The 20,770-nt window shown below is 74.2% G+C and carries 15 protein-coding genes and 1 pseudogene; 7 read left to right on the forward strand and 9 right to left on the reverse strand.

Going from position 1 to position 20,770, the window contains the following annotated elements; genetic code table 11:
• Positions 1-58 precede the first annotated feature (58 nt).
• The 3 genes from secD (at position 59) to EQG70_RS09240 (ending at position 5,456) form a co-directional block, all read left to right on the forward strand.
• Positions 59-1,900 carry a protein translocase subunit SecD gene (gene secD / locus EQG70_RS09230; RefSeq protein ID WP_109244417.1) on the forward strand — a complete coding sequence of 614 codons (1,842 nt, stop codon included), beginning with the start codon at positions 59-61 and terminating at the stop codon, positions 1,898-1,900.
• A complete protein-coding gene (gene secF / locus EQG70_RS09235) occupies positions 1,900-2,919 on the forward strand; it encodes a protein translocase subunit SecF (protein WP_172604362.1) in 1,020 nt (339 codons plus the stop codon). The genes secD and secF overlap by 1 nt, the downstream gene beginning before the upstream one ends.
• 140 nt (positions 2,920-3,059) lie before the next feature.
• Entirely contained in the window at positions 3,060-5,456 is a 2,397-nt protein-coding gene (locus EQG70_RS09240; RefSeq protein ID WP_109222661.1) for a RelA/SpoT family protein, read from the forward strand.
• Between the two features lie 17 nt (positions 5,457-5,473).
• Here the strand turns inward: EQG70_RS09240 and EQG70_RS09245 are convergent, their stop codons facing one another.
• Positions 5,474-6,070 carry a type IV toxin-antitoxin system AbiEi family antitoxin gene (locus EQG70_RS09245; RefSeq protein WP_017832267.1) on the reverse strand — a complete coding sequence of 199 codons (597 nt, stop codon included), beginning with the start codon at positions 6,068-6,070 and terminating at the stop codon, positions 5,474-5,476.
• A 91-nt stretch (positions 6,071-6,161) separates the two neighbouring features.
• Entirely contained in the window at positions 6,162-7,589 is a 1,428-nt protein-coding gene (locus EQG70_RS09250; RefSeq protein WP_017832268.1) for a DUF349 domain-containing protein, read from the reverse strand.
• A gap of 377 nt (positions 7,590-7,966) precedes the next feature.
• On the opposite strand from EQG70_RS09250, the gene hisS reads away from it, so the two are divergent.
• The gene (gene hisS, locus EQG70_RS09255; RefSeq protein ID WP_109269142.1) at positions 7,967-9,325 is read left to right on the forward strand and encodes a histidine--tRNA ligase; all 1,359 of its coding nucleotides are present in this window, start codon (positions 7,967-7,969) and stop codon (positions 9,323-9,325) included.
• Between the two features lie 191 nt (positions 9,326-9,516).
• Here hisS and EQG70_RS09260 read toward each other — a convergent pair.
• Positions 9,517-10,811, reverse strand: a pseudogene (locus tag EQG70_RS09260) (APC family permease).
• A 144-nt stretch (positions 10,812-10,955) separates the two neighbouring features.
• On the opposite strand from EQG70_RS09260, the gene aspS reads away from it, so the two are divergent.
• Complete coding sequence (gene aspS / locus EQG70_RS09265; RefSeq protein ID WP_109269143.1) at positions 10,956-12,758, forward strand: aspartate--tRNA ligase; 1,803 nt, start codon at positions 10,956-10,958, stop codon at positions 12,756-12,758.
• Positions 12,759-12,925: 167 nt separating this feature from the next.
• Here the strand turns inward: aspS and EQG70_RS09270 are convergent, their stop codons facing one another.
• The 4 genes from EQG70_RS09270 to EQG70_RS09285 all read right to left on the reverse strand — a co-directional run bounded on the left by EQG70_RS09270 (position 12,926) and on the right by EQG70_RS09285 (position 17,267).
• Positions 12,926-14,227: a winged helix-turn-helix domain-containing protein gene (locus tag EQG70_RS09270; protein WP_109269144.1), complete on the reverse strand. Its 1,302-nt coding sequence runs from the start codon at positions 14,225-14,227 to the stop codon at positions 12,926-12,928.
• Positions 14,228-14,308: 81 nt separating this feature from the next.
• Positions 14,309-15,604: an amino acid permease gene (locus EQG70_RS09275; protein WP_167508879.1), complete on the reverse strand. Its 1,296-nt coding sequence runs from the start codon at positions 15,602-15,604 to the stop codon at positions 14,309-14,311.
• Complete coding sequence (locus EQG70_RS09280; protein WP_109269146.1) at positions 15,601-16,839, reverse strand: glutathionylspermidine synthase family protein; 1,239 nt, start codon at positions 16,837-16,839, stop codon at positions 15,601-15,603. The genes EQG70_RS09275 and EQG70_RS09280 overlap by 4 nt, the downstream gene beginning before the upstream one ends.
• Positions 16,839-17,267, reverse strand: coding sequence for a hypothetical protein (locus EQG70_RS09285; protein WP_126346302.1), 429 nt, complete (start codon positions 17,265-17,267; stop codon positions 16,839-16,841). The genes EQG70_RS09280 and EQG70_RS09285 overlap by 1 nt, the downstream gene beginning before the upstream one ends.
• Before the next feature lie 341 nt (positions 17,268-17,608).
• Between EQG70_RS09285 and EQG70_RS09290 the strand changes: the two genes are divergently transcribed.
• Positions 17,609-18,235, forward strand: coding sequence for a maleylpyruvate isomerase N-terminal domain-containing protein (locus tag EQG70_RS09290; protein WP_109269147.1), 627 nt, complete (start codon positions 17,609-17,611; stop codon positions 18,233-18,235).
• A gap of 17 nt (positions 18,236-18,252) precedes the next feature.
• On the opposite strand, the gene EQG70_RS09295 is transcribed toward EQG70_RS09290, so the two are convergent.
• Positions 18,253-18,852: a phosphoesterase PA-phosphatase gene (locus EQG70_RS09295; protein ID WP_109269148.1), complete on the reverse strand. Its 600-nt coding sequence runs from the start codon at positions 18,850-18,852 to the stop codon at positions 18,253-18,255.
• A 55-nt stretch (positions 18,853-18,907) separates the two neighbouring features.
• Here EQG70_RS09295 and dtd point away from each other — a divergent pair, with 55 nt between their 5' ends.
• Positions 18,908-19,360, forward strand: a complete 453-nt coding sequence (gene dtd / locus EQG70_RS09300; protein ID WP_095650955.1) for a D-aminoacyl-tRNA deacylase — start codon at positions 18,908-18,910, stop codon at positions 19,358-19,360.
• A 22-nt stretch (positions 19,361-19,382) separates the two neighbouring features.
• On the opposite strand, the gene EQG70_RS09305 is transcribed toward dtd, so the two are convergent.
• A complete protein-coding gene (locus EQG70_RS09305; RefSeq protein WP_109269149.1) occupies positions 19,383-20,687 on the reverse strand; it encodes a cation:proton antiporter in 1,305 nt (434 codons plus the stop codon).
• Positions 20,688-20,770: the final 83 nt, after the last annotated feature.

Raw genomic sequence — 20,770 nt, forward strand, 5'->3', positions numbered from 1 at the left:
TCGGCCCGTTCCCATGCACAGGCCCGGCCCCACCGGGCCGTCGTTCGTAAGGAAGACCATGGCACTGACCACACGCAAGACCCCCGGTGACCCGGGGCCCGCCGCCCCGGACGGCCCGTCCGGGCGGGGCGGCTCGACCGCGCCGGCGCGCTCGGGGGTGCGGGCCGCCCTCTCGACCGCCCGGCGGTCCCTCATCGGGCTGGCCGTGCTGCTCGCCCTGCTGGCCGGGCTCCTGGCCTGGGGCGCGGGCACCGACCGCACCGGCTGGGGCCCCAAGCTCGCCCTGGACCTGGAGGGCGGGACTCAGATGATCCTCTCCCCGTCCCTGCAGGGGGAGGACGCCGGCCAGGAGATCACCGCCGAGCAGCTGGACCAGGCCGTCGAGATCATCCGCCAGCGCGTCGACGGCTCGGGCGTGGCGGAGGCGGAGATCGCCACCCAGTCCGGCAACAACATCGTGGTCTCCATGCCCGGCGTGCCCTCCGCCCAGACCCGCGAGCTCATCCAGACCTCGGCGCAGATGAACTTCCGGCCCGTGCTCACCACCGCCGCGGCGGAGCCGGTGCCCGAGGACCAGCGCGTCGCCGAGGACGAGGTGCCCGAGCCCACGGCCGAGCCCACCGACGCCTCCGACCCGAACTGGATCACCCCGGACCTGTTCCGGGAGTTCGAGGAGGCCGACTGCACCGTGCCGCAGTCCCCCGAGGAGCGGGAGGCCCAGGACGCCGACGCCCCGACCATCGCCTGCGAGCCCGAGACCGGCACCAAGTACCTCCTGGGCCCGGTCGAGATCCAGGGCACCGGGATCGAGGACGCGTCCTACGGGACGGCGCAGAACTCCACCGGGGTCTCCCTGAACCAGTTCGCCGTGAACCTGCAGTTCGGCCCCGAGGCCACGGACACCTTCCGGGAGCTCTCCGAGCGGCTCTACGGCATCGGCAGCGCCACGCCCGGCGACCCCCGCAGCCAGTTCGCGATCCTGCTCGACGGCCAGGTGGTCTCCGCCCCGTCGATGAACGCCGTGATCTCCGACGGCCAGGCCCAGATCACGGGTCAGTTCACCGAGGAGCAGGCGCAGTTCCTGGCCGAGCAGCTCAAGTACGGCGCGCTGCCCATGAGCTTCGACATCCAGTCCGAGCAGCAGATCTCCGCGACCCTGGGCGCCGACCAGCTGCGGATGGGCATCATCGCCGGGATCATCGGCCTGGTGCTCGTGTGCGTGTACTCGCTCTTCCAGTACCGGCTGCTGGGCCTGGTGACCATCAGCTCGCTCGTGGTCGCGGGCGTGCTCACCTGGCTGGCGATCACGCTGCTGGGCTGGTCCGCGAACTACCGGCTGTCCCTGGCCGGCGTGGCGGGCCTGATCGTGGCGATCGGCCAGACCGCCGACTCGTTCATCGTCTACTTCGAGCGCATCCGCGACGAGATCCGCAGCGGCCGCTCCATCCCCGCGGCGGTCGACCACGGCTGGCAGCGCGCCCGCCAGACCGTGCTCGCGTCCAAGGCCGTGAACCTGCTGGCCGCGGCGGTGCTGTACTTCGTGGCCGTGGGCAACGTGCGCGGCTTCGCCTTCACCCTCGGGCTGACCGCGATCGCCGACCTCCTCGTCGTCTTCCTCTTCACGCACCCGGTGATGGTCATGCTCGCCCGCACCCGCTACTTCGGCGGCGGCGGGAAGCACTCGGGGCTCAGCCCCGAGGCCCTCGACGCGGTGCCCCTGTACCGGGGTGCCGGACGGCTGCGCGAGCCCTCCGCGGAGCACGACGGGCTGACCATCGCCGAGCGGCGCCGGCGCGCGGGACGGACCGCGCCGCAGGACCCCCCGCCCGCGGCGGCACCGGACGGCGCGCCGGTCGGCGCGCCGTCGTCCGCCGCCCGCACCCCCGAGGAGAACGCCTGATGTCCCGGTTCGCAGATTTCGGCAACGCCCTGCACAGCGGGCGCACCTCCTACCCCTTCGTGGGCCGGGCCAAGCGGTGGCTCGCGATCGTGGGCGTCCTCGTGCTGCTCTCCCTGCTCGTGCCCGTCGCCAAGGGTGGCTTCAACCTCGGCATCGACTTCACCGGCGGGTCCGAGTTCACCGTGTCCGCCGTGGCCGACCCGGACATCGAGACCGGCCAGCAGGCCGTCGCCGGCTCCGCGGACGCCGCGGAGGTCGAGGTCACCAACATCGCCCCGGAGACCGTCCGGGTGCGCACCGAGCAGCTCGACGACGACCAGACGCTCGCCGTCAAGGACGCCCTGGTCGAGGCCTACGGCGTGAGCGAGCAGGAGGTCACCTCCAACTTCGTGGGGCCCACCTGGGGCGCCGGCGTCACCAGCCAGGCACTGCAGGGCCTGGTGGTCTTCGTGGTCCTGGCCACCGCCCTGATGGCCCTGTACTTCCGTACCTGGAAGATGTCCGTCTCGGCGATCGCCGGCATGCTCGCCTCGGTGGCGATCACCGCCGGGATCTACTCGCTCGTGGGCTTCGAGGTCACCCCCTCGGCGGTGATCGGCTTCCTCACGGTGCTCAGCTACTCGCTCTACGACTCCGTGGTGGTCTTCGACAAGGTCCGGGAGAACACCGAGGGCCTGCTCGACGGCACGGCCCCGCCGGAGCGGGCCGGACGGAAGTACTCCGACCAGGTGAACCTCGCCGTCAACCAGACGCTCGTGCGCTCGATCAACACCTCCGTGGTCGGCATCCTGCCGGTGGGCTCGATCCTGTTCATCGGCTGGCTCGTCCTGGGCGCGGGCACCCTCAAGGACCTGTCCCTGTCCCTGTTCGTCGGGATCATCGTGGGCACCGCCGCCACCCTGTTCGTGGCCGCGCCCCTCTACGCGCTGCTGCGCCGCGGGGAGCCCGCCATCCAGGAGCAGGAGGCCCGTGCGGGGGCGTCCGCCGAGCGTGCCGCCGAGGAGGCGCTCGCGCACTAGACTGTAGCCACCGTAGGGCGGGCCGTGCAGGTGCGGACCGCCACAGCAGCACACGTCGGACCCGGACCGGGGACGAGGACAGGGGCGGCGGCCGCACGGCCGCCGCCCCGCGTGCATCGATTGGGAAGGAAGTCCCGGCCATGAGCTCGTCCGACGACGGGGCCGTCCCCACGGGCCAGAGCGCCGCACCGACGCCGCCGCGCCGCTCGGACATGGCCGGCACCCACTACGTGGTGCCCGCGTCCCGGCCGATGCTGGGCCGGGCCGTGTTCCCGGGCCGCAGCGACCGCACCCGCTCGAGCCTGTCCTACCTCTCCGGCCGGCCCATGGACCACTCGCCGATCCTCGAGCCGCTGCTGCACACCGTGCGCGCCACCCACCCCGAGGAGGACCTCGAGGTCCTCCAGCGCGCCTTCAAGGTCGCCGAGAAGTGCCACGAGGGCCAGAAGCGCAAGAGCGGCGACCCCTACATCACCCACCCCGTGGCCGTGACCACGATCCTCGCGGAGCTCGGTATGACGGGCGCCACCCTGGTGGCCGCCCTGCTCCACGACACGGTCGAGGACACGGACTACACCCTGGAGCAGCTGCGCGCCGAGTTCGGCGACGAGGTCGCCGCCCTCGTGGACGGCGTGACGAAGCTGGACAAGGTCCAGTACGGGGACGCCGCGCAGGCCGAGACCGTGCGCAAGATGATCGTGGCGATGGCCAAGGACATCCGCGTGCTCGTCATCAAGCTCGCCGACCGCCTGCACAACGCCCGCACCTGGCGCTTCGTCTCCCAGACCTCCTCCTCGAAGAAGGCGCGCGAGACCCTCGAGATCTTCGCCCCGCTGGCCCACCGGCTCGGGATGAACACCATCAAGTGGGAGCTCGAGGACCTCGCCTTCGCGGCGCTCTACCCCAAGGTCTACGAGGAGATCGTGCGGATGGTGGGGGAGCGCCAGCCCCAGCGCGAGCGGTCGCTGGCCAAGATCCGCGAGCGGATCGCCCTGGACCTCTCCGAGGCCGGCATCGAGGCGACCATCACCGGCCGCCCCAAGCACTACTACTCGATCTACCAGAAGATGATCGTGCGCGGGAAGGACTTCGACGAGATCCAGGACCTGCAGGCGGTCCGGGTCCTGGTGAGCACGGTGCGCGAGTGCTACGCGGCCCTGGGCGCCCTGCACGCGCGGTGGCGGCCGCTGCCGGGGCGGTTCAAGGACTACATCGCCATGCCGAAGTTCAACATGTACCAGTCACTGCACACCACGGTGATCGGCCCGGACGGGCGCCCCGTGGAGATCCAGATCCGCACCCACGAGATGCACCGCCGCGCCGAGTACGGCGTGGCCGCGCACTGGAAGTACAAGGACCAGGCCAACCAGGCGAACTCCGCGACCCCAAAGGCCATGGAGGGGGACCTCGCCTGGCTGAGCTCGCTCGTGTCCTGGCAGGAGGAGACCCAGGACTCCTCCGAGTTCCTCGACTCCCTGCGCTACCAGATCAACACGTCCGAGGTGTACGTCTTCACCCCCAAGGGCGAGGTCATGGCCCTGCCCGCCGGCTCCACGCCCGTGGACTTCGCCTACGCCGTGCACACCGAGGTGGGGCACAAGACCATCGGGGCCCGGGTCAACGGCAAGCTCGTGCCGCTGTCCTCGGAGCTCCAGCACGGGGACTGGGTGGAGGTGCTCACCTCCAAGTCCGAGCACGCCGGACCGTCCCAGGACTGGCTGAAGTTCGTGCAGTCCCCGCGGGCGCGCAACAAGATCCGCCAGTGGTTCTCCAAGGAGCGCCGCGAGGAGGCCATCGAGAAGGGCAAGGACGCGCTCACCCGCGCCCTGCGCAAGCACCACCTGCCCCTGCAGCGCACGCTCACCCAGGAGTCCCTGCTCGCGGTGGCGCAGGACTTCCACCGCACCGACATCAGCTCCCTCTACGAGGCGATCGGCTCCGACGTGGTCAGCGCCCAGGACGTGGTCGCGAAGATCGTGGGCGACCTCGGCGGGGCCGACGGCGCGGAGGAGGACTTCGCGGAGACCACCATCGCCACCCAGCCGGTGCGCCCGCGCGTGTCCGATTCGGGGGTGACGGTCCAGGGCGCCTCGGACGTCTACGTCAAGCTGGCCCGCTGCTGCACCCCGGTGCCGCCGGACGAGATCATGGGCTTCGTCACCCGCGGCACCGGGATCTCCGTGCACCGCAAGGACTGCGCCAACATGCTCGCCCTCACCTCCACCGAGCGGGTGGTCGAGGTCGAGTGGGCGCCCACCCAGTCCAGCGTCTTCCTGGTCGAGATCCAGGTGGAGGCCCTGGACCGCAGGTCCCTGCTCTCGGACGTGACCCGGGTGCTCTCCGAGAACCACGTCAACATCCTCTCCGCGTCCGTGCACACCTCGAAGTCGCGGCTGGCGATCTCCCGCTTCGCCTTCGAGATGGGCGACCCCCGCTACCTGGACCACGTGCTCAACCAGGTCCGCCGGATCGACGGGGTCTACGACGTCTACCGCACCTCGGGCAACCGCCCCATCTCGGAGCCCTCCGGCCGGTGAGCCGCCCGGCCGCCCCGTCAGCGCAGGGGGCGGCCGATGGCCCGGGCGGCGCGGCGGACCCGCAGCAGCGCCGCCTGCCGGCCGGGCATCCGCTCGAAGCTCTCGAGCGCGGCCTGCACCAGCGGGGGCGGGCAGTGCAGGTGCGGGGCGTGCATGAGCTTCTCCAGGGCCGCGGTCCCCTCTTTTCCCGGCACGTGCAGGGCCAGGTCCACCGCGGTGCGCAGCGGCGTGGTGACGTGCACCGGCCCGGCGTCGTGGACATCGTAGCCGCCCAGCGTGACCTGGTGCAGCGCCAGGCCCTCCGGCACGGGGGACATCGTGGTGCGGCGCAGCTTGTCCAGCAGCACCGGCAGGATGCTGGGGCGCCCGGCGCAGTCGTAGAACCACGCGGCGGAGAGCCGCCCGAGCACCCCGCGCCGCAGCAGGTGCGGCGGCAGCTGCGCCTCGAGCGCCGCGACCTTCACCGCCCGGGTCACCGGGCGCCCGCGCAGCACGTGCGCCTCCAGCACCACGGGCACGAGCACTCCGTCCGTGACGAGGGCCGAGAGCTCGGCGCGCGAGAACGGCCGTGCGGGCAGGAACAGGGTGTCGGGGTGCCAGGGCGGGGCGTCCATGGGCCCACTCTCGTCCACGGCCGCGGCACGGGAAAGGCCCCGCGGCGCGCTGTGGACAGCGCGGTCGCGGGGCCTTCCGGGGCGTCCCCGGTCAGCGCAGGTCGGCCGCCGAACGGCGCAGCGTCTCGAGCCACTGGCGGCTGGTGGCGAGCTCGCCCTCCAGCTTGGCCGCGCGCTTGGTGTCCCCGGTGGCCTGCGCCCGGGCCAGCGCGTCCTCCTGGTCCTCGATCTTCGACTCGAGCTGGGTGAGCATCGAGTTGGACCGTGCCTTCGTCTCCGGGTTGGAGCGCTGCCACTTCTCGTCCTCGACCTGGCGCACGGCGTCCTCCACGGTGCGCAGCTCGGCCTCGACCCGGCGCATGTGGGCGCGCGGGACCTTCCCCGCCTGCTCCCACCGGTCCAGGATGTCGCCCAGGGCCCGCTTGGCGGCCTTGAGGTCCGTGACCGGCAGCAGCGCCTTCGCCTCGGCGAGCAGCTGCTCCTTCACGGCGAGGTTGCCCTCGAACTCCTCGTCGATCCGGTCGTTGTCGGCCTTGCGCGCCGCGAAGAAGGTGTCCTGGGCGGCGCGGAACCGCGCCCACAGGGCGTCGTCGTCCTTCTTGGAGGCACGCTTGGACTCCTTCCACCGGTCCATCAGACGGCGGTACTCCGCGGCCGTGGCGCCCCAGTCGGTGGAGCCGGACAGGGCCTCCGCCTCGGCGATGAGGGCCTCCTTGGCCTTCTTCGCCTCGGAGTTGTCGGCGTCCAGCTGCGAGAAGAACGCCCGGCGGTGCCGGTCGAACGTGGTGCGCGCCGTGCGGAACCGCTTCCACAGGGCGTCCTCCGCGGCCCGGCCCAGACGGATGCCGGACTTCTGGTGGGTCTTCCACTGGTCGAAGAGCTCCGCCATCCGGGCCGAGGACTGCTTCCACTGCGTGCGCTGCGGGTCCTGGGCGGCGATCTGCTCCGCCTCCGCCACGATCGCCTCCCGGGCCGCGACGTTCTGGGCGCGCTGCGCCTCGTGGGCGGCCCGCTCGGCGGCCTCGAGCTCCCGGATCGCCGGGCGCAGGGCCTCCAGCCGGGACTCGAGGGCCTTGACGTCCCCGAGCATCTTGCGCTGGCCGACCTGCTCGGCGAGGTGGTCCACGGTGCTCTGCATGTCGGCCGAGGGCGCGCCCGCGGCCACGCGCTGCTCGAGCAGCGCCACCTGCGCCTCGACGTCGTCGAACTTCCGGGCGAAGTAGCCCAGCGCCTCGTCCTCGGTCGCGTCCGGGAACTGGCCGCAGAGGACCTCCTCGCCGTCGACGACCACGTAGACGTGCCCGTCCTCCGTGACCCGCCCGAAGGCCCGGGCGCGGGCCACGGACTCCGGGGAGGCGAGGGCCGGCGCCGCCGCCGACGGGGCCGCGCTCGGGGCCACCGACGGGGTCGCCGCCGGGGTCGCGGACGGCGGGACCGCCGCGGGGGTGGGGGCCGGGCCGGGGGAGGCCTGCGCCGGCGCCGCGGGGGCGCCCGGCCGGGGGATCCCCGGCTTCGGCACGGGTCCCGGGGCGGGGACGGGGCGGGGCGTGGGCTGGTCGTCGGATTCGAGACGTTCTGTCACCGCTGGAACTCTTTCGCTCTCGCCGGGTGCCGACCCCGGGAGCGTGCCCCGCGTCGTCGCCCGGCTTCGGACAATCGTCCTGCCCATACTACCGAGGCCGCCTGCTCCGGCCGCCGGGCGCTCCCCGGTGCCCCTGCGCCGCGCCCGGCGGGGCTCCGGACGGGGGCAGGGCGCGGGGCCGGGTCCAGGGCCGGTCCGGGCGGGGCTTTGGGCCGGGCGCGCGGGGATCCCTAGGATGAGTGCGGAACCGTCGGGCCCGTCCGGGCCGGCCGTCCACCCGTCCCGCCGCCGATCCACCCGAGGAGCACGTCCCCATGGCCCGCAAGACCTCCCTGTCCGGTTTCCCCGAATGGCTTCCGGAGGAGCGTCTGGTCGAGCTGCACGTCCTCGACGTCCTGCGGGAGAGCTTCGAACTGCACGGCTTCTCCTCGATCGAGACCCGCGCCGTCGAGACGGTCGGCCAGCTGCTGCGCAAGGGCGAGATCGACAAGGAGGTCTACGTCGTCTCCCGGCTGCAGGAGGACGAGGACGCCGCCCCCGCCGAGCGCGGTGACGACCAGCTGGCGCTGCACTTCGACCTCACCGTTCCCTTCGCCCGGTACGTGGTGGAGAACGGCGGGCACCTCGCCTTCCCGTTCCGCCGCTACCAGATCCAGAAGGTGTGGCGCGGCGAGCGCCCCCAGGAGGGCCGGGCCCGCGAGTTCACCCAGGCGGACATCGACGTGGTGGGCGACGGCGCGCTGCCGTTCCGCTACGACGTGGAGCTCGCGCTCGTGATGATCGACGCCCTGTCCAAGCTTCCCATCCCGCCGTTCGTGCTACGGGTCAACAACCGCAAGCTCGCCGAGGGGTTCTACCAGGGCATCGGGCTGCAGGACACCGCCGGGGTGCTGCGCAACATCGACAAGCTCGAGAAGATCGGCCCCGAGCGGGTGGCCCAGGCCCTGTGCGACGAGGTCGGCGCCACCCCCGAGCAGGCGCAGGCCGCGCTGCAGCTGGCGGCGATCCGCACCGAGGACACGTCCTTCGTGGAGCAGGTCCGCGCGCTGGGGGTGAACACCCAGCTGCTCGAGGAGGGGCTGCGCGAGCTCGCCGAGGTCGTGGGGGAGGCCTCCCGGCGCGCCCCCGGCACGGTGGTCGCCGACCTCTCGATCGCCCGCGGCCTCGACTACTACACCGGCACCGTCTACGAGACCGTGCTGGTGGGACACGAGCAGCTCGGCTCCGTGTGCTCCGGCGGCCGCTACGAGTCCCTCGCGTCCACCGGCAAGAAGACCTACCCCGGCGTGGGCCTGTCCGTGGGCGTCACCCGGCTGGTCACCCGCATGCTGTCCCAGGGGATGGCCGCGCCCTCCCGCAAGGTCCCCACCGCGGTGCTGATCTCCCTGGTGGACGAGGAGTCCTGGTCCCCGGCCCAGGACGTGGCCCAGCAGCTGCGCGAGCGCGGCATCGCGTGCGAGGTCTCGGCGAGCGCGGCCAAGTTCGGCAAGCAGATCAAGTACGCCGAGCGCCGCGGCATCCCCTACGTGTGGTTCACGGTCCGCGGCGAGGACGGCTCGCTCGCCCACGAGGTCAAGGACATCCGCTCCGGCGAGCAGGTCTCCGCCGACCCGGCCTCCTGGTCCCCGCCGGCCGAGGACCTGCGCCCGGTCGTGCGCGCGGCGGGCTCCTGACCGGTTCCCGACCGACCCCGCCGCCCCGCCCCGCCCCCTCCCGCCCCACCGAGCCCCCACATCCCTGCCGCCCGCTCCGCCGAGCCCCCACTCCTGCCGCGATTCCCCAGAAAAAATGTGGGGAAAGGGCAAGGGAATGGGGGCTCGGCGCCGTGGGTGACGGGAGAGTTGGGGGCTCGGCGCGGGGGAGGTCAGGGCCGCCGGGACAGGGCCAGGGCGCGCCCGGCCAGGCCCACGGCGAAGACCCCGAGCATCGTGACCACGGACTGCCACGGCAGGGTGAACGCCAGCACCAGGCAGCCGGCCAGGCCGAGCGCGTTGACCGCCCGGGGCGCCCACCCCGGGCGCTGCCGGAGGGTGAGCGCGGAGAGGTTCGCCAGCGCGTAGTAGACGAGCACGCCGAAGCTCGAGAAGCCGATGACCGTGCGGACGTCGCCGACCAGCACGAGCACCACCACGAGGCCGGCCACGGCCAGCTCAGCCGCCCACGGCACCCGGTGCCGCTGCGACACCGCGCCCAGCGGCCCCGGGAGGTCCCGCTCGCGGGCCATGGCCAGGGCCGTGCGCGAGATCCCGGCGACCAGCGCCAGCAGCGCCCCCAGCGTGGCCAGGGCGGCGGCCGCGGTGACGACGACGGCGCCCGCGGTCGCCGGCCCGGCCGCCCAGCCGGCCTCGCGCACCACCGTCAGGAGCGGGGCGGCCGACGCCGCGAGCCGGTCGACGCCGAGGAAGCGCAGCAGCCCGAGGCCGAGCAGCCCGTAGAGGAGCAGCGTGAACGCCAGCGCCCCCAGGACGGCCCGGGGGATGGTGCGGGCCGGGTCCCGGACCTCCTCGCCCATGGTGGCGACCCGGGCGTAGCCGGCGAAGGCGAAGAACAGGGTGCCCGCCGCCGGCAGCACGCCCCAGCCGGTCCCGTCCCACCCGGGGCCGTCCCCCGCAGGGGCCCCGCCCGCAGTGGGGCCGGTGCCCGAGAACAGCAGCACGACCACGGCCAGCAGGACCACCAGCACCGGGGCGACCAGCAGCTTCGTCAGCCGGGCGGTGCGGGTGACCCCGCCCAGGTTCACCGCCGTGAGACCGAGGACGGCGGCCACGGCGAGCAGCCGCGCCCCGGCGTCGTCGGCCCCTGTGAGCTCCGCGGCGTAGAGGCCGAAGGTCAGCGCCATCGCCGCCGCGGACGCGGTCTTGCCGGTCACGAAGCCCCAGCCGGCCACGAAGCCCGGCCACGGGCCCAGCTGACGGTTCGCGTACACGTGCCGCCGGAGGCGGGGTGGACGGCGGCCAGCTGGGCGGTGGAGGTCGCGTTGCACCAGGCGACCACCGCGGCCAGCAGCAGCGCCAGCGGCAGCCACGGGCCGGCGAGCTCCGCGGCCGGGGCGAAGGCCACGAACACCCCGGCGCCGACCATGGAGCCCACCCCGATCACCGTCGCGTCGAGGGTGCCCAGGCGGCGGGCGAGGGCCGGGTGGCCGGGGGAGGTGCTCATGGTCGTCCTGTCGTCGTCCTGGCGGCGGAGGCCCGGGCTGTAAACTCGTGCACGCAACGAGAGTAGGGGTCCCCGGTGAATCCTGGGGAAACGCGCCGCGGGCGCGGCCCCGTCCGCACCTCCCGAACAACGAAGGGTTTTTCAGTGCTGCGCACCCACAACCTCGGCGCCCTGCGCGCCGAGCACATCGGAGAGACCGTCACGCTGGCCGGCTGGGTCGGCCGGCGCCGCGACCACGGAGGGGTGGCCTTCCTGGACCTGCGAGACGCCTCCGGGGTCGCCCAGATCGTGGTGCGCGACGAGGCGGACTTCCACCACCTGCGCAACGAGTTCGTCCTGCAGGTCACCGGCACCGTGGAGCGCCGCCCCGAGGGCAACGAGAACCCGGCGCTGGCCACCGGCGAGGTCGAGGTCATGGCCGAGACCGTGACCGTGCTCAACACCGCCGCCGCGCTGCCCTTCCAGATCGACGAGCACGTGGAGGTCGGCGAGGACGCCCGCCTGCGGCACCGCTACCTGGACCTGCGCCGCCCGGAGCCGGCCCGCATCATGCGCCTGCGCTCCGACGCCAACCGGGTGGCCCGCGAGATGCTGCACCAGGACGGGTTCACCGAGGTGGAGACGCCCACCCTGACCCGCTCCACCCCCGAGGGCGCCCGCGACTTCGTGGTCCCGGCCCGCCTGGCCCCGGGCTCCTGGTACGCCCTGCCGCAGTCCCCGCAGCTGTTCAAGCAGCTGCTGCAGGTCGGCGGGATCGAGAAGTACTACCAGATCGCCCGCTGCTACCGGGACGAGGACTTCCGCGCCGACCGCCAGCCCGAGTTCACCCAGCTCGACATCGAGGCCTCCTTCGTGGAGCAGGACGACGTCATCGCCCTCGGCGAGCGGATCGTGGCCGCGCTGTGGAAGCTCATCGACGTGGAGATCCCCACCCCCATCCGCCGGATGACCTACGCGGAGGCGATGGCGAAGTACGGCTCCGACAAGCCGGACCTGCGCTTCGGCCTCGAGCTCACCGAGCTGACCGAGTACTTCCAGGACACCACCTTCCGCGTGTTCAAGGCCCCCTACGTGGGCGCCGTGGTCATGCCCGGCGGGGCGTCCCAGCCGCGCCGCACCCTGGACGCCTGGCAGGAGTGGGCCAAGCAGCGCGGGGCCAAGGGCCTGGCCTACGTGCTCGTCGGCGAGGACGGCACTCTCACGGGACCGGTGGCCAAGAACATCACCGAGGCCGAGCGCGAGGGCCTCGCCGCCGCGACCGGCGCGCAGCCCGGGGACTGCATCTTCTTCGCCGCCGGCGAGAAGAAGTCCTCCCGCGCGCTGCTGGGCGCGGCCCGCGTGGAGATCGGCCACCGCACCGGTCTGATCGACGAGGACGCCTGGGCGTTCGTGTGGATCGTGGACGCGCCCCTGTTCGAGTCCGCGGCCGAGGCCGTCGAGTCCGGCGACGTCGCCGTCGGCGCCGGCCAGTGGACCGCCGTGCACCACGCGTTCACCTCGCCCAAGCCCGAGTTCTTGGACACCTTCGACCAGGACCCCGAGCACGCCCTGGCCTACGCCTACGACATCGTGTGCAACGGCAACGAGATCGGCGGCGGCTCGATCCGCATCCACCAGCAGGACGTGCAGCGGCGGGTCTTCGAGGTCATGGGCATCGGCCGGGAGGAGGCCGACGAGAAGTTCGGGTTCCTGCTCGAGGGCTTCAAGTACGGCGCGCCCCCGCACGGCGGCATCGCCTTCGGCTGGGACCGCGTGGTCGCCCTGCTGGCCGGGACCGACTCCATCCGCGAGGTCATCGCGTTCCCGAAGACCGGCAACGGTTTCGACCCGCTGACCGCCGCGCCGGCGCCGATCACCGCGCAGCAGCGCAAGGAGGCCGGGGTGGACGCCAGGCCGGGGGCGAAGCAGGACGAGGACCTGAAGGCCGAGAAGGCGGCCGCGCACTAGGCCAGGGCACCAGCGGGCCGGGTCCGCCCGCTCCGGGCGGGCCCGGCCCGATGTGCTCCCGGTGCGCCGGTGCTCGGTCCGGCAGCAGCACGGCGGTGCCGAGCCCCCGCCGCAGGCCGATCCAGCTTGCGCCCCCCGCGACCGGCGTCGGGACGGATCCTCGGGCCTCAGCGCGGACACGGACGGCGGAGCTCACCCCGCAGCGGACCGGTCAGATCCCCTCTCGCGTCCTCGTCCACGGCGACGGTGTCCGCGCCCAGCCACGTCGCGGTCGTCGCCAGCTCGGCCGCCAGCTCCCCGACGACGACGGAGCGCGTCGGCCACCTCGTTGCCGCGGCGGCGTCGGGACCCGGCTCCTCGGCGAAGGCGGAGCGGACCAGGAGGACGCCGCGGTCCCGGTCGTACTTGAGGTCGACCCGGGCGACGAGGGACTCGCCGAGCAGGAACGGCAGCACGTAGTAGCCGTGGGTGCGCCGGGAGGCCGGGGTGTAGATCCCGATGCGGTAGTGCATCCCGAACAGCTCCAGGAGCCGACGACGCTCGAAGACGAGCGGGTCGAAGGGGGCCAGCAGGGCACGGGCGCCCGTGCGGCGCGGCACGCCGGCGTCGACGTGCAGCCACGCCGGGCGGTCCCAGCCGGCGACCGTGACGGGCAGCAGCTCGCCGCCGTCGACGAGCTCGTCGACAGCGCGGCGGGTGACGCGCTGCCCGAGGCGGAAGTAGTCGGCGAAGCACCGGACGGTCCCGATGCCGTGGGCGCGGGCGGAGATGCGGACGAGCTCGCGGACGGCGTCATCCGGGTCCGGCGGCGGCTGACCACGGACGTGCGGGGGCAGGACGCGCTCGGCGAGGTCGTAGACCCGCTCGAACTGTGCGTTGCGGCGCGCGGCGCCGAGCTGCCCGGCGTCGAAGAGGATCTCCAGGGCTGTCCTGGCGGCGCTCCACCGCCAGCCCCACCCTTCCTCGGCGCGCTGGGCGTGGCGGGCGTCGACGAACGCCTCGACCTCCCGGCCCGTAAGCGGGCCGCGCTCGGCGACGACGTCACGGACGAGCTCGAGCACGCCCGGGTGGCGGGCCTCCAGCGCGTCGGGGTCCATGCCGGCCCAGCGCCGGCGGGTCCAGGCGACGAGCGGGAAGGTGGCGACGGGCAGGTAGCAGGCCTCGTGCGCCCAGGCCTCGACGAGGCGGCGCGGCGCCCGGCCCGCTGCCCGATCGAGCAGGGCGGTGTCGTACGGCCCGAGCCGGGCGAGCAGCGGCAGCAGGTGCGCCCGGGCGAGGACGTTGACCGAGTCGATCTGCAGCAGCCCGATGCGCTCAACGGTGCTCGTGACGTGCCGCATCGTCACCACCGGGGGCCGGGTGCGATCCAGGCCCTGGGCGGCGATCGCGACGCGGCGCGCCTGGGCCGGGCTGATCGTGCGGGTCACCCGGACGACGATACCGAGACCGGCGTGCGGAGTCGACGGCATTCGCGGCCGCGCGCACGACTGCGGCCGGAGCATGGTGGTCCGGGCACCAGCGGTCCGGCAGGGCAACAGCCGGCGAGGGGGTCAGTCGAGCAGGCTCTCCAGGTGCGGGGTGCGCTCGTGGGCGCCCGGCAGCGGCTCACGGCCCCGGCCCAGGAGGAACCACAGCGGGACCACGAGCAGCGCGAGCACCAGGCCCACCCACACCCACGAGGCGGTCAGCGCGTACTCCACACCCGTCAGCACGAGGGCGACGGCCATGAGCGCGGCGCCCAGCACGCCGAGCGCCCGCGCCGCGGCCGTGCGCCCGAGCTTCGCCACCGCCGCGCAGGCCAGGCCGTAGTAGAGAGCCACGAGCACCGAGATGATGCCGATCGAGTCGTCGAAGAGCGGCCCGGAGAACGCCATCCAGGCGGCGGCGACGGCGGCGGTGGTCCACGTGGCGAAGGACAGGGACCGGAAGCGGCGCGGCAGGTGCCCGCCGCGCGCCATGGACATCAGGCCGCGGGAGGTGGGGATCATCGTGGTGCCGATGGACGCCCCCGCCGAGACCGCCACGAGCGCGGCCAGCAACGGGGAGGCCACCGAGGACTCCGGGGCATAGGCCCAGCCGATGGCGGCGTAGGCGGCCGCCACCACGCCGAGCGCGACCCACGCCGAGACCCGCGGGGCCCGCTGCGTGGTGGACTCCTCGGTGAGCGAGAACGTGGAGTCCCACCCCCAGTACAGGAACAGGGCCAGCAGCACGGCGGCCGCCACGTCCCCGGCCGAGACCCCGGTGCCGGTGGCGAGCTCCGCGGCGCCGTAGAAGCCGGTCCACTCCCCGTCCTCGACGCCCGTGCCGGGCGGCAGGGCCGGCGCGGTGCGCACGGCCCACACCAGCACGCCCACCCCGATCAGCTGCAGGACGGCCAGGACCCACTGCACGGCGGCCGAGACCCTGATCCCCGTGGCGGACACCGCCGCGAAGGCCGCCATGAGCAGGGCGGCCACGGCGGTGGTGGTCCAGGGCCCGGCGCCGATCCCGAGGGCGAACAGGGCGGAGTCGGCCGTGACCCAGGCGAGGGAGGCGAGCACGAGGGTCGCCGAGAGCCACAGCCCCCACCCGCCCAGGAACCCGGCGAACGCGCCGTAGGCCTCCCGGGCCCATCGGTAGACGGTGCCCTGGTCCTCGTAGAGGGCGTCCAGGCGGGCGAAGCAGACCGAGACGACCACCATGGGGAGCACGGCGCCGACCAGCACCACGGGCGTCCAGACGCCGACCAGGGCGTGGATGAGGCCCACCGTGACCACGGCCGAGTACAGCGGGGCGATCGAGGTGGACCCGATGACCGCGGAGGTCGTGGTGGAGATCGACCGGGGGAGCAGGTGAGCGGTCACAGCAGACCCTTCTTGTCGATGACGTTGGGCACGAACCGGCAGTAGTAGTCGGTCAGCGGGCCGTCCGACTCGCGGATGCCGATGCCGGCCGCGCCCGCCTCGCCCACCACCCACGAGCCGATGACCGGGTGGTTGGGGGCGCCGTCGGAGCCCGGGAAGTTCCGGATGGGCGTGTAGGCCTGCCACACGTCCAGCGGGGAGGCGTGGGGATGCTCGGAACGGATCCGCACGTCGCGGGCGTGCATCTCGATGCCGTCCCCCTCGCGGCCGAACACGGGCTTGCGCACCCACTCCCGCAGCTCGCCGGGCCCGTCCGGGTGGGCGGCCAGCAGGTTCTCGTGCCCGGGGAAGCACCGCCACAGCGCCACGAGCAGGAGCTTGTTGGACTGGAACATCTTCCACGCCGGCTCGTACCAGTGGTGCATCCGGGTGGGGTCGTCGAGCACGAACGCGCCGGGGCCGTCGTCGACCATGTGCTCCCACGGGTGCAGGGCGAAGATCTCCTCGATCGGGCCGACCACCACGGGGTCGTCCACGTCCCCGGTCGCGTGCACCCAGCCGCCGGACCCGGTGTCGTAGCGGACGTCCTCGACGGGCAGCAGGACGGCCCGGTAGCCGGCCTCGACCGCGGTGTTCGCGATGACGGCGGCGTTGGCCGCGTCCTCCCCGGACTCCTCCTCCCGGGTGTAGGCCACGTGCAGGGTCTTCGTGGCCGAGTACGGCAGCCGCTGCCGCCACCGGTCCACGAGCATGGGCCACAGCCCGTTGAGCTGGTCGAACTCCGGGTGGTCCTCGCCCAGGCCCGGGAACAGCGCCTCCATGCGGCTCCACTGGCAGATCGCCCCCTCGACCAGCCCGGTGGGGGTGTCGCCGTTGAGCTCGAGCATCTTCGGCGGGCCCGTCCCGTCCCAGGCCAGGTCGAAGCGGCCGTAGACCGAGGGCTCCCGCAGCCGGAGGGAGTGCTGGGCCAGCTCGAACGCCGCGTCCGAGAGCCCGAGGGTGCCCAGGGCGCCGGTGGCCAGGTACCGGGCGGCCTCGGCGCACATCCGGTGCAGCTCGTCCGTGACGGACTCCAGCTCGTCCACCTCGTCGGGGGAGAAGACGTAGGCGGCCGTCTCGTTCCAGTACGAGAAGGACCGGCCGTCGGGCCGCTCGGTGCGGGCGTAGGTGAGCCCCTCGGCGCGGACGGTGCGCTCCCAGTCGGGGCGCGGCGCCAGGCCGTCGACGCGCCGCATCAGGAGCCCCAGCCGCTCTTCGACCCGCCGAAGCCGCGCGAGACGCCGCTCTTGCCCACGGCGGCCCCGTCGCGGGGCAGACCGCGGGCCACGGTGGCCGAGCCCGGCGGCCGGCCGGTGCTCCAGCCCGCCGCGGACGACACCGGCGAGCCCACGGCGGGGACGGCCGTGGCCCGGGCGGAGCTCATGAGCACCCACATCGGGAAGAAGCCGCCCACCCGCGGCCCGCGGTCGTCGTCGCACTCGTCGTCGTCGACCCGCACCGGCTCGGCGCCGCCCTCCCCGTCCGGGTCCTCGACGCAGATCTGGGCGTAGTCCGAGTCCACCTCCTGCACGTCCTGGGCCTCCTGCCCGCAGCCGGTCAGGGCGATCGTCAGGGCGCCGATGGAGGCGGCGGCCATGGTCCGTGAGGAGGGGCGGGGCGGCATGCGGGGCCTTCCGGGACGAGGACGGGACGGGGCGGTCGAGGGCTGCGGTGGCGCCGGTCCGGGCGCGGGGCCGGCCGGCACGGTCCGCACGGCGGCGCCGGCGCACCCGGCCCGCCCGTGCGGGGTCCTCCGAGCGTACGACGTCCCGGCCCCGTCCGGGCGCCCCGCCCCGGCCCGTGTCCCGGACCCCGCGCGCCGCCGGCGCCCCGCCGCCGGATGTGCGGGCGCAACCAGGCGCAACATCGGCCCTTCCGCCGTCGCCGCGCAGTAGGCTTCGGGCACCTCCGGGGCCGGATCCCGCCGACCGGACCCGCCCCCGCGCCGAGCACCCAGGGGAGCCCATGAGCCGTGATCCCGCCGCCGCCCGCACCGCCCTCCTCGACGCCGGGGCCTGGTTCGCCGACCTCGTCGGGGAGATCCGCCCGCACCACTGGACCCGGCCGGGCCTGGGCGCCTGGGACGTCCGGGCGCTCGTGGGGCACACCCACCGCGCGCTCGTCACGCTCGGCACCTATCTCACGGTCCCCGCCGACGACGAGACCTGCACCGGCACGGCCCAGTACTACGCGCTCTCCGCCGCGGCCACGGACCCCGCTGAGGTCGAGGCCCGGGGCGTCGCCGCCGGCCGCGAGCTCGGCCGGCATCCGTCCGCCACCGTCCGGGCCTCGCTGGACCGGGCCCGGGACGCCCTGGCGCAGGTGCCCGTCGACGAGGACCCGCTGATCCGCACCCTGGTGGGCGGCACCCGGCTGCGCGCCTACGTGCCCACCCGCACGTTCGAGCTGGCGGTCCACGGCCTGGACGTCGCCGGGGCCTGCGGGCTGGACCGGAGACCCCCCGAGCACGTCCTGGCCGACGCCGGACGGACGGCGCTGGAGCTCGCCGCCCACGGCGGGCACCTGCCCGGGATCCTGCTGGCGCTCACGGGCCGGCGGCCGCTGCCCCCGGGCTTCTCGGTCCTGGGCTGAACCGGCCCGGGCGCCGGTCAGAGCACCGTGCGCGCGGCCGACGCCCAGCCCAGCGCGACGAGCACGCCGATCAGGGCCCCGACGACCGTCTGCGCCGGGGTGTGGTCCCCGGTGCGCACCCGCGAGACGGCCACCGCGACCGGCACCGGCGCCGCAACCAGCGCCGCCCACGGGGTACTGAGGACGCCGAGCCCCACGGCCCAGCACGCGGCCATCGCCACGTGGGCGGAGACCTTCCACCACAGGGTCACGACCAGCAGCACCAGCAGGCCCAGCAGCACGAACGCCGCGGTCACCGGCACCACCGGAGGGACTCCGAGCGCGAGCTCGGCGACCACCACGAGGGCCGTGAGCACCCCCGTGGCGGCGTAGACCGGCAGCCGCTGGGCCCGGGCGCGCACGAAGTGCCCGTCCACCCGCCCGCGCCGGGCCAGCACCCGCAGCACGAGCATCGGCAGCGACGCCACGACCACCGCCGTCCCCAGACCCCACAGGGCCCCGGACCACCCGGCCCCCGACCAGCCGGCGAGCACCAGCAGGGACAGCACCAGCGGGGCGGGCGCGAACACCTCGGCCACCAGGGTGCTCGGTCGGGGCGTGCTGCGCGCGGCGGTCATGGGACGAGGCTAGCGGGGCCCCGGGTGCGCCCGGTCCTGTGGTGGACTGGGGCCCATGCGCATCGTTCTGCAGAGAGTGTCCCGGGCCGCCGTGACCGTCGGAGGAGAGGTCGTGGGGGCCGTCGAGGAGCCGGGGCTGCTGGCCCTGGTGGGCGTGACCCACGACGACGACGCCGCGACGGCCGCGAAGCTCGCCGAGAAGACCTGGACGCTGCGGCTCCTGGAGGGCGAGCGGTCCTGCGCCGACCTCGGCGCCCCGGTGCTCGCCGTCAGCCAGTTCACCCTCTACGGCGACGCCCGCCGGGGCCGGCGCCCCTCGTGGTCGGCCGCCGCGCCCGGCCCCGTCTCGGAACCCGTGTTCGAGGCGTACGTCGCCGCGCTGCGGGAGCTCGGCGCGCGCGTGGCGACCGGCCGCTTCGGGGCGGCGATGCAGGTGGAGCTCGTCAACGACGGCCCGTTCACCCTGGTCCTGGACAGCGCCGAGCTGGAACGGCCCCGGCGGGGCTGAGACCGGGGCCCGGCGCGGGCCGTCAGATCGCCGTGCGGGGAGCGGCCTCCTCGGAGCCCGTCTCCTCGCGGGCCTTCCGCTCCCGGGCGCGGTCGAGGGCCGCGATGACGGGCCCCGCGGTGACCCCGTGCAGCAGGACCGAGCCGACGATCACCAGCCCCACGATGCGCCACAGGGCCTGGCCCTCCGCGGCGAACTCGCCCTCGGACAGGGCGTAGGCGAGGTAGTAGACCGAGCCGATGCCGCGCACGCCGAAGAAGGCGAGCACGCCGCGCTCCCACGGTCCGGTCCGGCCGCCGAGCAGACTGATCCAGCCGGCGAGGGGGCGCACCAGCAGCAGGAAGGCCGCCGCGACGAGCACCTCCCGCCAGGTCAGCCCGGCGAGCAGCCCCCGGGCCACGGCGCCGCCCAGGAGCACGAGCACCACCACGGTGAGCAGCCGCTCGAGCTGCTCGATGTAGCTGTGCAGCACGCCGTGGGCGCCGTGCACCCGCTCGCCCGCCCGGATGGTCACCGCGCACACGAACACGGCGATGAACCCGTAGCCCTCGACCATCTCGGTCAGACCGTAGGTGAGGAAGGTGGCCGCCAGGGCCACGAACCCCTCGGTCTGCGCGGTCGTGCGGACGCTGTCGAGCGGGGAGCGGAAGAAGAGCCGCCGCAGGAGCAGGCCCACCAGGACCCCGGCGAGACACCCGACCGCGATCCGCCAGGCCACGTCCACGGTCAGGAAGTGCGGCAGCCACGCGCCGGGAGCGGTGCCCACCACGCTCAGGGCGATGGCGAGGTAGACGAACGGGAAGGCCAGGCCGTCGTTGAGCCCCGCCTCGGAGGTGAGCCCGAAACGGACCTCGTCCTCGCCCTCGAGGTCCTCCTGCGACTCCGAGGGCTCCCCGACCTGGACCTCGGAGGCCAGGACCGGGTCGGTGGGGGCCAGCGCCGCGGCCACGAGCACGGCGCCGGCCGCGCTCAGCCCCAGCACCGACCAGCCCAGCAGGGCCGCCCCGAGCAGGCTCAGGGGCATGGCGATCCCCAGCAGCCGCCAGGTCGTGGCCCAGCGCCGGAAGCCCAGCGGGCGGTCCAGGGCCAGCCCGGCGCCCATCAGCGAGACGATGACGCAGATCTCGCTCAGGTGCAGGGTGACGGCGCTGTGGGCCACCGGGTCCGGGTCGGGCAGGGTGTCGGCCAGGGCGAAGATCACCACCCCGGCGGCCAGGAACACCATGGGCATCGACACGGGGGCCCGCACGAGCAGGCGGGGCAGCAGGGCGGCCGCGAACACGGCGAGCCCGGCGGCGGCGAAGAGCAGACTCGGGGCCTCGAACACCGGTACCTCATTCCTGGAACGGCCGGGCGGGATCCCCGGTGGACCCCGCGCCGCAGTGGTCGTGGCCGTCGCCGGGCGGAGCG

Origin of the sequence: Kocuria rosea (assembly GCF_006094695.1) — a bacterium.
Classification (GTDB): domain Bacteria; phylum Actinomycetota; class Actinomycetes; order Actinomycetales; family Micrococcaceae; genus Kocuria; species Kocuria rosea.